Here is a 14,676-nt window from a genome sequence, read left to right as displayed (position 1 = left end):
CCTTGTCCGGTTCAGGCGTTTTGCAGGGCGTTGTTCAACGCCGCTTCCAGTTCGCTCTTGTAACGCAGGTAGTGAATGGTCTCCGCCTGGCCGTCGCCAAGAATGCGCGACAGGTCCAGGTCGGTGATGTAGCAGGGATAGCGCTCGCTGGTGCGCCGCTGGGCGAGGATGTGCCGGGCCACGGCGGCGAACAGGTCCGCGCCATATTCCAGCTCGGAAAACTCGCGATGGTTGCAGTACAGGGTCACATGCACGTGAGCCTGGTCGGCTGGCTCGACGATGGCCTGCACGTCGTAGAACGGATGACTCACCGGCGCCTGTGGCGGTGTGCGGCGCTCGAGGTGGCGGGCGCGGTGGGGCGGCGCGGGTAGCACTTCGTAATACAGCACTTCGAGCGCTGCTGCGGGCAGTGGATTGTCCAGCGGCAGCAGGGCGTTGCGCCGGTACAGCACCGACTGCAGAAAGCGCTGCAGCGGGGTGAGCAGGCTTTGCTCATCGCGATACGGCAGGCGTTGGCGCCACAGTGCGTTGTGCTCGTCGAGCACGCTGAGTTCGGCCTGCTGGCCGTCCAGGCGATAGAAAACCTGGATGCACTGCGGCCGGCCGAGCGGCAGGATCAGCGCCAGATCTTCGCCTTCCAGGGCGAAACGGTCGACCTGCAGCGGGCTGTAGTCCGCCTGTTCTTCGCCGAGGTGTTCGATCAGGGCCGGCAGGTCGGCCAGGGCACTGTGGCTGACCTGGCCCGGTTGCAGTTCGAGGACGTGATAGTGCTGCTGCACCTGCAACAGGTACCGGCTATGGCGGTGGCTGCCGAGACTGACCAGCACATCGCGGAACAGTTCTTCGACGCGCTGGGCGATGGCGGCGGCGCGGTTACGGCAGAAGCAGCGGACCTGCAGTCTGGGGTGGCGGCCGTCGGCGGACAGGCCATTGATATAGTCGCGCAGGCAGTCGAGCAGGGCATTGGGGCCGTCGTAGCGGCTGACCAGCAGTTCGTTCCAGCTGTTCAGGCTGACCTGGTCGAGGGTCACCACCAGGTTTTCGCGCACCCCGGAATAACCCAGCGAGTCGGTGCGGCCGGTGGTCATGTGCACGTTGAGCTGGCTGTGCGCCTTCAGCGGGTCGAGGCCGACGTTGATCAGCAGCAGCACCTCGGCTGGTTCGGCACCGTGCAGCAGGGCTTCTTCCGCCACCGGCGGCATCGGCAGGGGCAGGGTCTGTTGCAGGCTGCTGAGCAGGTTGGACAGCTCGAACTCGCTCAAGTCGCTGCTGCCCGGATGCAGCGACAGGCGTGTGCTGCTGTCGATCACGCCGTTGCGGTGACACCAGGCGAGCAGTTCGATCAGCTCGCGGGCCCGTTTCAGTGGGGCGAAGTCCGGCCATTCCTGGCCGTTCAGGCTGCCGTTGTACAGCGCCCACTGGGTTTCCCCGCCGGCCTCGGCGCTGGCACTGTGGACCAGGGTCAGGGTGTCTTCGGCCAGGTCCGGGGCGATCCCGGGGTTGATGAATTCGATCTTCCCGGCCTTGCGCTCGAAGGCCGCATACAGGCGCCGGCCAAGCACGCCGAGGTCGCGGCTGTTGAGCTGGCTGCCGGTCTGCTCGCTGCGGGCGAACTGGGAGAGGAAACGATAGCTGTAGGTCAGCTCGTTGACCAGCGCACGACGTTCGGCGCTGACCTGGCGGACTTTCCACTGGCTGCGGCTGTCGAGCATCGCCAGCTCGCGCTGGCTCCAGTGCCACTCGCCGGTCAGGCGCTCGAACAGCAGGCGCTGCCAGCTCTTGGCACGGTTGCGCGGCGGGCTGCTGAGCTTCTTGTTGACCTTGAGGTACAGGCAGCGGCGGATCAGCTCCAGGCGCTCGAGCTCGCCGCGGCTGGTGAGGTATTCCTCCAGGCGGCGGTAGACCACGATGTAGGGGTCCAGCTCGTCGAGGTCGAGGTGGTTGGCGAACACCGCCTGCTTGTAGCGCAGGCTCAGGCATTCCACCCGCGGGTGCTCGCTGGCGTAGACCTCGGTGAGCAGCAGCTTGAGCACCGACTTGTAGGGCGACTCGATGCCCTTGAACAGCTGCCACATGCCGGCGCCGATGAACTCGCCCGGCGGAATGCGTGCCAGATGGCCGAGGTCGAGCACCTCTTCGGCGCGAATAAAGCGCTTGCTCAGCAGGGCGTGGGTGTAGGCGGCGTAGTTGGCCTCCTCGTAGACCGGCACCAGCCACCACAGCGGCGTGCGCCCGCCGAGCCAGATCGCGGTGCGGTAGAACTCGTCCAGCAGCAGATAGTGCTGGGTGGTGCCGCAGTCGTCGGAGGTCAGCTGGGCGTCCTCGCGGTCGCCGATGGTGAAGCGGGCCGGGTCGACCAGGAAGAAGTGTGCCTCGGCACCCTGGGTGGCGGCCCAGGCTTCGAGCAGGTCGCACTTCTTGCGCAGCTCGTGCAGGGCCTTGCTGTCCAGGTTCGGCGCGTGGCAGACCCACAGGTCCATGTCGCTCTGTTCGGCCTGGGCTACGGTGCCTAGGCTGCCCATGAGGAACAGGCCATGGATGGGCAGCGGCGGATTACCGCGGCGCGGCTTGTAGATGAAGGAGCGGGTCAGGCGGGTGGCTTCGGCGAGCAGTTCGTCACTCGGCTCGAAGCCGCACAGCCCGGCAGGCGCGGTGCCGGAAACGTACCCGGGGAGCAGCGGATGGTTCACATGCAGCAGCAGTGGCAACAGCTTGAGCACCAGTTGCTGGCGTGTCGACAGTGCCTGCATGGCCCGCGCCAGGCGCCCGCTGTTGACCTTGAGAAAGCGCGCGCGCAGTTGTCCCAGCACCTTGCGGTCGATGCCGTCATTGATGTCCGGGCGGATTTCCTGGGTGCGCGTCATGTGCTGCTCGAGCCGGGGATTACGGCAAGCCTACCAGTCGTTGCGATGACGTGGCAGGGGACCTTGTCGGTGTATCGGCAGGGCGCTGGCTGAGCTGTAGGGCAAGCAGAACCTTGGCGCTGCGGGCTTGGCTGGCCCGCAGCGCGAACCGGGTCAGGCGTGTTGCGGGGTGAGGATGGTCAGCAGGGCCTGGGCGTGTTCGGCAGCATCCAGGCCGAGGCTGGTCAGGTAGCCGCCGTCGGCCTGGGTGACCAGACCTTTTTCGTGCAGGCGGGTGATGGCCGCCTGGCATTTGTTGGTGGCGTTGTTATGCACTTTGATGCCCTCCTGCACGTTATCCAGGTTGTACAGCGCGAGGATTTCCATCTCGGCAATCAGTTCGGGGGTGTAGGCCATAAGGACTCCGGGTTCTTGTTATGGGGCTAGGGTCTGTTGACGTGTCGGCGCGCCCGCGACCAGTTTTCAGTGTAGCGGGCGCGGCTCAGTCTGCCGCCTGTTGATGCTGCCACTGGGCAAGTATCTGCTGGTAGCGGCCGTTGTCTTTGATTATGCGCATGCCCTGGTCGAAACGCTGCTGCATGGCTTCGGCCTGCGGGTGGTAGCGGGAAAAACTCAGGTAGAGCTTGGCCTGCAGCAGGGTGGCCACCAGGCTGAACGCGCCGCGCAGCTCCGGCTCTTCGCGAAACAGTGCCTGCGCGGTGCCACGGTAGGCGGCAGTGAACTCGACCCGGTCGTGCTGCAGCATGCGAAAACCATTGCGGTCGCGACGCACGGGCACCCGTAGCAGGTCGCGGTTGCTGTCGAAAGCGCTACCGTACTCGTAGCCGATGGTTACGGCGACCTTGCGCCCGGCCAGCTGTTTGAGATCGGTAACGGGTGCCGCCTGGTTGCTATTGGCCCAGAGCAGGATGTCATCGCTGAACAGCGCTTCCTGGGGCAGGCGAAACTCGGAGGCGATGCGCGCATCGGGTGCGGTATTGAAGCAGGCAGCGAGTTGCCCGATGCGGGTCAGCTCCATGCAGCGCGAATAAGGATAGGGCTGCAACTCGATGCGGGTGTTGGTGGCCGCGAAGGCGGCGCGCACGATGTCGACCGACATGCCCTGCACCTGGCCGTCGCGCAGAGCGGTGTAGGGGTACCAGTCGTCTTCCGCACCGATGCGCAGCACGTCGTCTGCCACTGCCCAACCCGGCAGGCACAGGCACAACAGGGCGCTCAGTAGGCGCAGACGAAGGTGGCGAGCGGGGCGATCCAACACATGTGCATCCCGGCCGGGGTATTGCCGCACCATAGCAGCGTGCGCTCGGCGCGGAATAGACCGAGGTCAAGAAAGTTGCCGAACCTCGGTGCAGCTTTTCAGTCTTCGCTTGGCAGTTCGGGCAGGGCGCGCAGGGCCTGCTCGTACCAGTCCATGTCGAAGGCACGGTCGTCGCGCAACATGGCGCCGATCTCGTGGGCCAGTACCAGGGCCATGAGCTGGAGAACTTCCTCGCGCTCGTAACCGACCAGGGTCAGCTTGTTGAAGGTGGCCTTGGCGGCGGGTGGGCTGTCCGCCTCCAGTTGGTTCTCGATGGCCTGGATCAGGGTTTCTTCAGCGAAGGCTTCTTCGCTGTCGTCATGTTCGCTCATGGGCGACTCCTCGGTGGCAGGCGCGCAGTTTGCCATGAGTGGCTGCTTGCCTGGGTATTCAGGGTTTTGATAGGCCTGTCGCAGCGCGCCCGTTCGGCTATAACTCTGGCAGTCCCTGCCCATGGAGAGCGCTATGCTCAAGCTTCACGGATTCGCCGTCAGCAACTACTTCAATATGGTCAAGCTGGCCCTGCTGGAAAAGGGCGTGCCCTTCGAGACGGTCGTCGTGCATGGCGGGCAGAGCCCGGAGTTCCTTGCCATCAGTCCGCGCGGCAAGGTGCCGGTGCTGCAGACCGAGCAGGGCTATATCAACGAGACCAGTGCCATCCTCGAATACCTGGAGGAGCGCGGCGAAGGTCGTCCGCTGCTGCCGGCCGAGCCCTACGCGCGGGCCCACGTACGTGCGCTGATGAAGGAGATCGAGCTGTACATCGAGCTGCCCGCGCGCAGCTGCTACCTGGAAGTGTTCTTCAGTGGCAAGGTCGACGAGTTGACCAAGAGCAAGGCCAAGGCCGATCTGCTGGCCGGGGTGGCCACCCTCAAGCGACACGGCAAGTTCGCGCCCTATGTGGCCGGCGCGCAGTTCAGCCTGGCCGACCTGTATTTCCTCTACAGCCTGGATCTGGCCGGCATCGTGGCGAAGAAGCTGTTCGCCCTCGATCTGCTGGCCGAGTTGCCGCAGGCCCGTGCGCTGTTCGCCCTGCTCGAGCAAAACCCGCATGTGCAGCAGATCGCCGCGGACAAGCAGGCGGCGATGACTGACTTTCTCGCGGCGATCAAGGCCAAGGGCTGAGTGCCGCCCCTGCGCCGGGGCGGCCCGTCCCGGGAGTATCTGGCGGGTAGCCGCGTTTCAGGGGCAGGGCTTGCCGACGCCCTTGAGGTCGAGCTTGAAGAACTGCAGGCGATAGCCGGAAGCCTTGGCCTGGCTGCACAGCTTGCTGTTGTAGGCCCGGTAGTCGGCAATGAACACCGGCTTGCCCTGGCTGCGCAGTAGCGAATAGCCGGCACATTCGTTGTACTGGTAGCAGCTCTCGTTGACGGCGAAATCGAAATGGCTGGCCAGTTGCGGCAGCAGGTCGACGGCATTCTTCAGGCCGACGCTGAGGTTGCGCTTGTGTGCCTCCTTGGCCAGCCAGCGGTTGAAGTCGAGCTGCTGGGCCTGGGTCAGTTTGAGGCCGTTGGCGTTGCTGTAGCCGTCCACGTTGTCCGGGTCGACACCATTGCAGCCCTTGTTGCGTGCCAGGTCCAGGCGCTTGGCCAGCAGCGCGCGCACGTCGCTGCGGCGAAAGTCCAGCCAGCGCTCGCCGGGCCAGTCTGGCAGCGGCTTGCCCAGGGCAGCCTTGGGGTAGAGCTTGGCGTCGCTGCGCCAGTATTCCCAGGTGCCGGCGCTGAAATAGCAGATGACGATGCGCCCCTGGGCCTTGAGGTTGCCGATGGTCTGCTTGGGCGTGTCGTACAGGTCGATGTCGTAGACATGCCGGTTGGGCGTCTGCAACGTGCCATTGAGCTGCAGATGCCAGCTGCTGCTGGCCGGAATGGCCAGTGGCGCGGCCAGGCTGGGGGCGGCGATGGACAGCAGGGTGGCAAGGCTGAGCAGCAAACGCATGGTGGGACTACCTGATGGATAGGCTATGCAACATAGACGAGTGATCCCCACCGCCCCAGTGCCGGGCGCCGGGCGGTAGGGCGCCGGGCTCAGCCGGCGGCGAAGTCCAGCAGCGCCTGGCCGGTCAGGCGGTAGCAGACCCAGTCGTCCTTGGGGCGGGCGCCAAAGGCTTCGTAGAACTCCATGGCCGGGGTGTTCCAGTCCAGCACCGCCCACTCCATGCGCCCGCAGCCCTTGGTCACGGCCAGCTGGGCCAGGTGGCGCAGCAGGGCTTTGCCGGCACCGAGCTTACGGTGCTCGGGAGCGACATACAGGTCTTCCAGATAGATGCCGTGCTTGCCCAGCCAGGTCGAGTAGCTGAAGAAGTACACGGCGAAGCCGACGGGTACGCCGTCCTGCTCGCAGATCAGGCCGTGGGTGGTGCTGCCGGCGCCGAACAGACTGTCGCGGATGCCGGTCACATCGGTCTTCACCTCGTGCTCGGCCTTCTCGTAGATGGCCAGGTCGGTGATGAAGCGCAGGATCAGCGCGGCGTCGTCGGCGGTGGCGGGGCGAATATGCAGGCTCATGCGAATGCTCTCGAAGTGTTCAGCTGTAGAGGAGGGCTAGGGTAGTCAGCGGCAGGCCGACCAGGCAGAGGAAGCCAAAGGCGGCAATCCAGCTGCTGTGCGAGTTCATGGGGTCGGACACGCGCAGCGGCAGGCGTGGATAGCGGCCCAGGGTCAGCAAGCGCAGCGCCAGCCAGCCCGCGCTATAGAAGAGGTAGCTGAAGATCAGCTCCAGAACGGCTTCGCCCAGGAAAAGCAGGCCGCGTAACAACAGTTCGAACATGGGAAGTCCCTTTCCCTCGTCTGGCGATCAGCGTGTCGCCAGCAGCTCCTTGCCACGCAGCACGGCGGCGCGCACCTGGTTCGGTGCGGTGCCGCCGATATGGTCGCGGGCGTTGACCGAGCCTTCCAGGGTCAGCACGGCGAACACGTCGTCGCCGATCTGTTCGCTGAACTGGCGCAGTTCGGCCAGGCTCATCTCGGCCAGGTCCTTGCCGCTGTCGACGCCGTATTTCACCGCGTGGCCGACGATCTCGTGGCAATCGCGGAACGGCAGGCCCTTGCGTACCAGGTAGTCGGCCAGGTCGGTGGCAGTGGAGAAGCCGCGGCGGGCCGCCTCGCGCATGATTTCGCGCTTGGGCTTGATCGCCGGGACCATGTCGGCGAAGGCGCGCAGCGAGTCGCGCAGAGTGTCGGCGGCGTCGAACAGCGGTTCCTTGTCTTCCTGATTGTCCTTGTTGTAGGCCAGCGGCTGGCCCTTCATCAGGGTCAGCAGGCCGGTCAGGGCGCCGAACACGCGGCCGGTCTTGCCGCGTACCAGCTCCGGCACGTCCGGGTTTTTCTTCTGCGGCATGATCGAGGAGCCGGTGCAGAAGCGGTCGGGCAGGTCGATGAACTGGAACTGTGCGGAGGTCCACAGCACCAGCTCTTCGGAGAAGCGCGACAGGTGCATCATCGCCAGTGAGGCGGCGGCGCAGAATTCGATGGCGAAATCGCGATCGGACACACCATCCAGGGAGTTGCCGCCAACGGCGTCGAAACCGAGCAGTTCTGCAGTGATCTCGCGAGCAATCGGGTAGGTGGTGCCGGCCAGGGCCGCCGAGCCCAGCGGCATGCGGTTGACCCGCTTGCGGCAGTCGACCAGGCGCTCGTAGTCGCGGCTGAGCATCTCGAACCAGGCCAAAAGGTGATGCCCGAAGGTGACCGGCTGAGCGGTCTGCAGGTGGGTGAAGCCGGGCATGATGGTGTCGGCTTCGGCTTCCGCCAGGCCGAGCAGACCCTGCTGCAGGCGGGTGACCTCGGCGAGGATCAGGTCGATTTCGTCGCGCAGCCACAGGCGGATGTCGGTGGCCACCTGGTCGTTGCGGCTACGGCCGGTGTGCAGCTTCTTGCCGGTGACGCCGATGCGGTCGGTCAGACGCGCCTCGATGTTCATGTGCACGTCTTCCAGGTCGATGCGCCAGTCGAACTGGCCGGCTTCGATTTCCGCCTGGATCTGCTTGAGCCCGGCCTCGATGCTGTCGCGCTCTGCGTCGGTCAGCACGCCGACCTTGGCCAGCATGCTCGCATGGGCGATGGAACCCATGATGTCGTGGCGATACAGGCGCTTGTCGAACTCGACGGAGGCGGTGAAACGGGCGACAAAAGCGTCGACCGGCTCGCTGAAGCGGCCGCCCCAGGACTGGTTGGTTTTCTCGGTGCTCATGGCAGAACTCGCGGGAAAGGCAGGCGCAGCGCCTGCGAAAAGGAAAAAGTGTGCCGATAATAACAGCCTTGCCGGTAAAACCGAGGTTCCGTTCCGCCGGCAGGGAAATGTCGCCGCGCTCACAGTTTTAAGCTCGGGACGACACTTGGGTGCCTTATTTCGCCCATCCGCAGCGCTCTGGCTTGCCGCCTGAGGGGTGCACAAGGAAACTGCCGGGATGCAAATCAAATGGTTCAACCAAGGGCGCAGCCTCGGCCCGGACGACGACTTCTTCCTGCCGGAGCTGTGCCTGCCCGAAGCGCTGCTGAGCATGGTCCTGCTCGCCGAGTTGCTGGTACTGGTGCTGGTGCTCTCCGAGCCGATGCAGCCCGGCTTCAACTGGGTGCGTCTGGCGCTGACCTCGCTGTTCGTGCAGTGGATCGTGCTGCTCTCGGCCGCGCTGCTGTGCCGTCTGCGCCCGTTGCTGGCGCGCCTGCGCGCGGCGCTGGCCGGCAGCCTGTGCTGCGCCATCGTGGTCGGCCTGGCCCTGGCGTGCACCGCTGTGGCGGATTACTTCGAGCTGGGCGGGCCGTTGCCGCGCAGTGGCGAGGTCAACCTGTACCTGCGCCATGGGCTGATCAGCCTGATCATGTCGGCGCTGCTGTTGCGCTATTTTTATCTGCAGAGCCAGTGGCGTCGGCAGCAACAGGCGGAACTGCGCGCGCGGATCGAGGCTTTGCAGGCGCGCATCCGCCCGCACTTCCTGTTCAACAGCCTGAACAGCATCGCCAGCCTGGTGGTGATCGACCCGTACAAGGCCGAGCAGGCGGTGCTCGATCTGTCCGACCTGTTCCGCGCCAGCCTGGCCAAGCCCGGCACGCTGGTGCCCTGGCACGATGAACTGGAGCTGGCGCGAAGATATTTGTCGATCGAGCAATATCGGCTCGGCGACAGGCTACAGTTGGATTGGCAGGTGGACGCAGTACCGGATGATTTGCCGATCCCGCAACTGACCTTGCAACCGCTGCTGGAAAATGCCCTGATCTATGGCATCCAGCCGCGCATCGAAGGCGGGCTGGTGCGGGTTGAGGCGCAGTATGAGGACGGGGTGTTCCAGCTCTGTGTGAGCAACCCCTATGACGAAGGTGTCGAGCAGCGGCCGTCGCGCGGCACCCATCAGGCGTTGGTGAATATAGATGCGCGTTTGGCGGCACTTTTCGGGCCGCGCGCAAGTCTCAGCGTGGATCGCCGTGACGGGCGCCACTTCACCTGTCTACGCTATCCATGTGAGAGACTCACGCAGGAAGCCAGAGCAATATGAATGTGCTGATCGTCGATGACGAACCCCTTGCCCGCGAGCGCCTCAGCCGATTGGTTGGCGATCTCGAGGGTTGTCGTGTCCTCGAGCCTGCGGCAAGCAATGGCGAAGAGGCCCTGGCCCTGATCGACAGCCTGAAGCCCGACGTGGTGCTGCTGGATATCCGCATGCCCGGCCTCGATGGCCTGCAGGTGGCGGCCAAGCTGTGCGAGCGCGAGGCGCCGCCGGCGGTGATCTTCTGCACCGCCCATGACGAATTCGCCCTGGAGGCCTTCCAGGTCAGCGCCGTGGGCTATCTGGTCAAACCGGTGCGGCCCGAAGCGCTGGCCGAGGCGCTGAAGAAGGCCGAGCGGCCCAATCGCGTGCAGCTCGCCGCGCTGACCCGCCCGGCCGGCGCCAACGGTGCCGGCCCGCGCAGCCACATCAGTGCGCGCACGCGCAAAGGTATCGAGCTGATTCCGTTGGAGCATGTGATCTTCTTCATCGCCGACCACAAGTACGTGACCTTGCGCCATGAAGGTGGCGAGGTGCTGCTGGATGAGCCGCTGAAGGCGCTGGAAGACGAGTTCGGTGACCGCTTCGTGCGTATCCACCGCAATGCTCTGGTCTCCCGCGAGCGCATCGAGCGGCTGCAGCGCACGCCGCTGGGGCACTTCCAGCTGTACCTCAAAGGTTTGGGTGGCGACGCCCTGACCGTTAGCCGCCGGCATGTGGCCGGGGTGCGCAAGTTGATGAACAACCTCTAACCGGCTGTGGCCGCATGGGTTGGCGCTGGCCGCGGCAATCCGGCGCCGACCTCGGCCGAGCCAGCCTGTTATCATTCCCGGCAGTTCAGTTTCCGGAAGTGATCATGTCCCGCGAAATCCGTATTGCCACTCGCAAGAGTGCCCTGGCCCTGTGGCAGGCCGAACACGTCAAGGCGCGCCTGGAGCAGGCCCATCCCGGCCTCAAGGTCAGCCTGGTGCCGATGGTCAGCCGTGGCGACAAGCTGCTCGATGCGCCGCTGGCGAAGATCGGCGGCAAGGGCCTGTTCGTCAAGGAACTGGAAACCGCCCTGCTGGAGAACGAAGCCGACATCGCCGTGCATTCGATGAAGGATGTGCCGATGGATTTCCCCGCCGGCCTCGGCCTGTTCTGCATCTGTGAACGGGAAGATCCGCGCGACGCCTTCGTCTCCAATACCTATGCCAATTTCGCTGAGCTGCCGGCCGGTAGCGTGGTCGGCACTTCCAGCCTGCGCCGCCAGGCTCAGCTGCTGGCGCGCCGGCCCGATCTGAAAATCCAGTTCCTCCGCGGCAACGTCAACACCCGCCTGGCCAAGCTGGATGCCGGCGAGTACGACGCCATCATCCTCGCCGCCGCCGGGCTGATTCGCCTCGGCTTCGAGAGCCGCATCCGTGCCTCGATCAGCGCCGAAGACAGCCTGCCGGCTGGCGGTCAGGGCGCGGTGGGGATCGAGTGCCGCACGGCCGATAGCGAGATTCACGCCCTGCTGGCGCCGCTGCACCATGCCGATACAGCCGACCGGGTGAATGCCGAGCGGGCGCTGAACAAGCACCTCAATGGCGGCTGCCAGGTGCCAATCGCCTGCTATGCCCTGCTCGAAGGTGAGCAGTTGTGGCTGCGCGGCCTGGTCGGCCAACCGGATGGCGGCCTGCTGCTGCGTGCCGAGGCCCGTGCGCCACGCGCCGCTGCCGAGCAGTTGGGCGTGCAGGTGGCCGAGCAACTGCTGGCGCAGGGCGCGGCGCAAATCCTCAAGGCGGTCTACGGCGAGGCCGCCGCCGAGTGACGGGCTGGCGCCTGCTGCTGACCCGCCCGGCCGCCGAGAATGCGGCCCTGGCCGCGACCCTGGCCGAAGCCGGGGTGTACAGCAGCAGCCTGCCCCTATTGGCCATCGAGGTGCTGGCGGAAATCGCCGAGCAGCGCAAGACGATGGATGAACTGGCGCGCTACAGCGCACTGATCGTGGTCAGCAAGCCGGCTGCACGCCTGGGCTTGCAGCTGCTCGAACGCTACTGGCCACAGCCTCCAGCCAGTCAGCGCTGGTTCAGCGTTGGCGCGGCGACCGCGCAGATCCTCGATGCGTACCTCGAACCCCACGGCCTGCGGGCTACCTGCCCGGCTGCTGGCGACGACAGTGAGGCCCTGTTGGCGCTGCCCGAGTTGCAGCAGGCACTGGCTACGCCGGCGCCGCGGGTGCTGATCCTGCGCGGCGAGGGCGGGCGCGAACTGCTCGCCGAGACCCTGCGCGAACGTGGCGTGGCGGTCGATTATCTGGAACTCTATCGCCGCGTGCTGCCGGACTATCCACCTGGTTGCCTGGTGCAGCGCGTGCGCGGGGAACGTCTCAACGCCCTGCTGGTCAGCAGTGCTCAGGGCCTCGAACATCTGCAGCAACTGGCCGGGGCTGACTGGCCTGAGCTGGCTCGGCTACCCTTGTTGGTGCCCAGCCCACGGGTCGCCGAGCTGGCCCGGGCGGCCGGTGCCCTGCACCCAATCGATTGTCGCGGCGCCAGTGCTGCGGCTGTTCTGGCGGCCTTGCGTGCAAGCGCGCCGCCCCTCTGATGCAAAGGATGGACACGTGAGCGAGACAGCCCCGCAGATCAGCGAAGCAACTCAGGACACTCTGACCAAGGCTCAGTCGCCCGCCGTAGCGCCGCCCAAGGCCAAGGGCCGTGGCCTCGCCGCAGTGGCGTTGCTGATCGGCGCCGCCGGCTTGGCTGCCGGTGGCTGGAGCAGCTGGCAGTTGTACCTGCAGCAGGACCAGGCGGCGCAGCAGCTGGCCCGCTTCAACGAGAGCAGTGCAGCGGCGCAGCAACAGCTGCAGGCCAGCGAGCAGCGCATCGCCCAGCGCCTGGCCGGGTTGCCGACTGCGGCCGACCTGGGCGCCCAGCGCGACCTGCTGGTGAGCCTGCAGGGCGATCAGCAGCGCCTGGCGCAAAGCCTCTCCGGGTTGCTCGGCAAGAGCCGCGAAGACTGGCGCCTGGCCGAGGCCGAGCACTTGCTGCGCCTGGCCATGCTGCGTCTCAGCGCATTGCAGGACGTCAACAGCGCCACCGCGCTGGTGCAGGGGGCCGACAGCATCCTGCAGGCGCAGGATGATCCGCAGGCCTTCGCCGCGCGCGGTGAGCTGATCAAGGTGCTGGAGGCGCTGAACAGCCTGCCGCAGGTCGATCGCAGTGGTCTGTTCCTGCAGCTGGCGGCTTTGCGTGGGCAGGTCGATCAGCTGCAGATGCTCGCCCCCGAATACATTCTGCCGAGCGAAGTGCCGACGGCCGCCAGTGCCAGTGACAGCAGTCGCTGGGCCGAGCTGTGGGCAAAGCTGTCGCGCTATGTGCGCCTCGACCTGCAGGCCGACCAGGATGTGCGTCCGCTACTGGCCGGGCAGAGCCTGGCGCAGGTGCGCCTGACCCTGGCGCTGGCCCTGGAGCAGGCGCAATGGGGCGCGTTGAATGGCCAGCCGGAGGTCTACCGGCAGGCCCTGACGGCGGCGCATGCGGTGCTCGACAACTACTTCGATCGTGACAATCAGGCGGTCAAGGCCATGCAGCAGCGCATCGGCGAGCTGGGTGAGCAGGCGGTCGTGGCCAAGCTGCCTAGCCTGGATCCGGCGCTGAATACCCTGCAGGCCTACCTCAAGTTGCGCGAGGCCCGTGAGCTGATGCCGGAAGCGGTGGACGCAGTGGAAACCGAGGAGGGCGGGCAATGATCCGCGCCATCCTGCTGCTGCTTCTGGTGGTCGCCACCACCACCCTGCTTGGTCTGGCCATCGCCGAACACAGCGGCTATGTGCTGATCGCCTGGAAGAGCTTTCGCTATGAGTCCAGCCTGTGGGTGTTTCTGCTCCTGGCGACACTGGTCTGGCTATTGGTCTGGGGCGTGCGCTGGCTGTGGCGGCTGTTCGTGGCTTCCGGTGGCCTGCTCAATCCCTGGTCGCGGCGCAATCATGGCAAGCGTCAGCAGCTGGCGGCCGACAAGGGCCTGCTGGATCTCGCCGAAGGGCGCTGGGAGCGTGCGGTGCGCCATCTGCAGCAGGCGGCCGAAGGTGAGCGCCAGCCGCTGATGCACTACCTGGGCGCGGCCCGGGCGGCGCAGCAGCTGGGCAATTACGAACAGAGCGACAGCTTTCTCGAGCGCGCCCTGCAGCGTCAGCCGCAGGCCGAACTGGCCATTGCCCTGACCCATGCCGAACTGCAGCAGGCGCGTGGTGAAAGTGCCGCCGCCCAGGAAACCTTGCAGGTGATGCGCCAGCGTCACCCGCGTCACCGTCAGGTACTGCGCCAGCTGCAGAGCCTGCTGCTGGCCCGGGCCGACTGGTCGGCCCTGCTCGATCTGTTGCCCGAGCTGCGCAAGGGCCAGGTGCTCGGCGGCGAGGACCTGGCTACCCTGGAGCGGCAGGTCTGGCAAGGTCGCCTGCTGGCTGCCGGGCAGGCCGGGTTGAACCAGGGTGAGGCCGCCTTGCAGCCGCTGACTGCGGCCTGGCAGCAGTTGTCCTCGACCCAGCGCAGCGAGCCAGAGTTGCTGCTCGCCTATGCCGGTCAGCTGCAGCAGCTGGGTGCCCCGGAAGAAGCCGAGGAGGTCCTGCGCAAGGGCCTCAAGCAGGCTTACGATAGCCGCCTGGTGCGGCTCTATGGCCTGCTGCGCGGGCGTGATCCGGCGCGTCAGCTGCAGGCGGCCGAAGCCCTGCTCAAGCAGCATCCGCAGGACCCCGTGCTGCTGCTCAGCCTCGGTCGCCTGTGTCTGCAGAACAGCCTGTGGGGCAAGGCCCGCGAGTACTTCGAGATCAGCCTGGAGTTTTCCCGCAGCGCGGAAACCTGTGCCGAACTGGCCCGTCTGCTGGCCCATCTGGGCGAGCTGGAAAAGAGCAATCAGCTGTTCCAGGAAGGCCTCGGCCTGCTCGATCAGCAACTGCCGAACCTGCCACTGCCGACGCGCGTCTGAGCGCGTGGGTAGTGGCCTGTTTGGCTAATTCAAATATCCAATTTCGGCGCCAGACTTCGCCATACTGCGTTGCCGCTCCTCACCGT

At 65.9% G+C, this 14,676-nt stretch carries 15 protein-coding genes; 7 read left to right on the top strand and 8 right to left on the bottom strand.

Features of this window, described 5'->3' with window-relative positions; all coding sequences use genetic code 11:
• Nucleotides 1–11: 11 nt before the first annotated feature.
• The 4 genes from HNE05_RS19070 to HNE05_RS19055 all read right to left on the bottom strand — a co-directional run bounded on the left by HNE05_RS19070 (nt 12) and on the right by HNE05_RS19055 (nt 4,493).
• Nucleotides 12–2,864 (bottom strand): class I adenylate cyclase, encoded by a 2,853-nt coding sequence (locus tag HNE05_RS19070; RefSeq protein ID WP_173210306.1) that lies wholly within the window; start codon nt 2,862–2,864, stop codon nt 12–14.
• A 153-nt stretch (nt 2,865–3,017) separates the two neighbouring features.
• Nucleotides 3,018–3,260: a TIGR02647 family protein gene (locus tag HNE05_RS19065; protein ID WP_173210304.1), complete on the bottom strand. Its 243-nt coding sequence runs from the start codon at nt 3,258–3,260 to the stop codon at nt 3,018–3,020.
• Between the two features lie 85 nt (nt 3,261–3,345).
• On the bottom strand, nt 3,346–4,122 hold the full coding sequence (locus HNE05_RS19060; protein WP_240008782.1) for a substrate-binding periplasmic protein: 777 nt from the start codon (nt 4,120–4,122) through the stop codon (nt 3,346–3,348).
• Nucleotides 4,123–4,220: 98 nt separating this feature from the next.
• On the bottom strand, nt 4,221–4,493 hold the full coding sequence (locus tag HNE05_RS19055) for a hypothetical protein (RefSeq protein ID WP_173210300.1): 273 nt from the start codon (nt 4,491–4,493) through the stop codon (nt 4,221–4,223).
• 133 nt (nt 4,494–4,626) lie between these two features.
• Here HNE05_RS19055 and HNE05_RS19050 point away from each other — a divergent pair, with 133 nt between their 5' ends.
• The gene (locus HNE05_RS19050; protein WP_173210297.1) at nt 4,627–5,286 is read left to right on the top strand and encodes a glutathione S-transferase family protein; all 660 of its coding nucleotides are present in this window, start codon (nt 4,627–4,629) and stop codon (nt 5,284–5,286) included.
• A 57-nt stretch (nt 5,287–5,343) separates the two neighbouring features.
• On the opposite strand, the gene HNE05_RS19045 is transcribed toward HNE05_RS19050, so the two are convergent.
• From HNE05_RS19045 to argH, 4 genes are all read right to left on the bottom strand, one after another.
• Complete coding sequence (locus HNE05_RS19045) at nt 5,344–6,099, bottom strand: endo alpha-1,4 polygalactosaminidase (protein WP_173210295.1); 756 nt, start codon at nt 6,097–6,099, stop codon at nt 5,344–5,346.
• 89 nt (nt 6,100–6,188) lie between these two features.
• Nucleotides 6,189–6,668, bottom strand: a complete 480-nt coding sequence (locus tag HNE05_RS19040; RefSeq protein ID WP_173210293.1) for a GNAT family N-acetyltransferase — start codon at nt 6,666–6,668, stop codon at nt 6,189–6,191.
• Nucleotides 6,669–6,687: 19 nt separating this feature from the next.
• On the bottom strand, nt 6,688–6,930 hold the full coding sequence (locus tag HNE05_RS19035) for a hypothetical protein (RefSeq protein ID WP_173210291.1): 243 nt from the start codon (nt 6,928–6,930) through the stop codon (nt 6,688–6,690).
• Between the two features lie 27 nt (nt 6,931–6,957).
• Nucleotides 6,958–8,352, bottom strand: a complete 1,395-nt coding sequence (argH, locus tag HNE05_RS19030; RefSeq protein ID WP_173210289.1) for an argininosuccinate lyase — start codon at nt 8,350–8,352, stop codon at nt 6,958–6,960.
• Between the two features lie 217 nt (nt 8,353–8,569).
• Here argH and HNE05_RS19025 point away from each other — a divergent pair, with 217 nt between their 5' ends.
• From HNE05_RS19025 to HNE05_RS19000, 6 genes are all read left to right on the top strand, one after another.
• Nucleotides 8,570–9,652: a sensor histidine kinase gene (locus HNE05_RS19025; protein ID WP_173210287.1), complete on the top strand. Its 1,083-nt coding sequence runs from the start codon at nt 8,570–8,572 to the stop codon at nt 9,650–9,652.
• On the top strand, nt 9,649–10,395 hold the full coding sequence (locus tag HNE05_RS19020; RefSeq protein ID WP_173210285.1) for a LytR/AlgR family response regulator transcription factor: 747 nt from the start codon (nt 9,649–9,651) through the stop codon (nt 10,393–10,395). Before HNE05_RS19025 ends, HNE05_RS19020 begins: the two co-directional genes overlap by 4 nt.
• Before the next feature lie 101 nt (nt 10,396–10,496).
• The gene (gene hemC / locus HNE05_RS19015) at nt 10,497–11,438 is read left to right on the top strand and encodes a hydroxymethylbilane synthase (RefSeq protein WP_173211736.1); all 942 of its coding nucleotides are present in this window, start codon (nt 10,497–10,499) and stop codon (nt 11,436–11,438) included.
• The gene (locus tag HNE05_RS19010) at nt 11,435–12,214 is read left to right on the top strand and encodes a uroporphyrinogen-III synthase (RefSeq protein ID WP_173210283.1); all 780 of its coding nucleotides are present in this window, start codon (nt 11,435–11,437) and stop codon (nt 12,212–12,214) included. The genes hemC and HNE05_RS19010 overlap by 4 nt, the downstream gene beginning before the upstream one ends.
• Nucleotides 12,215–12,230: 16 nt before the next feature.
• A complete protein-coding gene (locus HNE05_RS19005; protein WP_240008781.1) occupies nt 12,231–13,358 on the top strand; it encodes a uroporphyrinogen-III C-methyltransferase in 1,128 nt (375 codons plus the stop codon).
• Nucleotides 13,355–14,590, top strand: a complete 1,236-nt coding sequence (locus HNE05_RS19000; protein WP_173210281.1) for a heme biosynthesis HemY N-terminal domain-containing protein — start codon at nt 13,355–13,357, stop codon at nt 14,588–14,590. Before HNE05_RS19005 ends, HNE05_RS19000 begins: the two co-directional genes overlap by 4 nt.
• Nucleotides 14,591–14,676 lie beyond the last annotated feature (86 nt).

The sequence above is a fragment of the Pseudomonas campi genome, assembly GCF_013200955.2.
Classification (GTDB): domain Bacteria; phylum Pseudomonadota; class Gammaproteobacteria; order Pseudomonadales; family Pseudomonadaceae; genus Aquipseudomonas; species Aquipseudomonas campi.
This window is presented reverse-complemented; position numbering and strand designations above follow the sequence as displayed.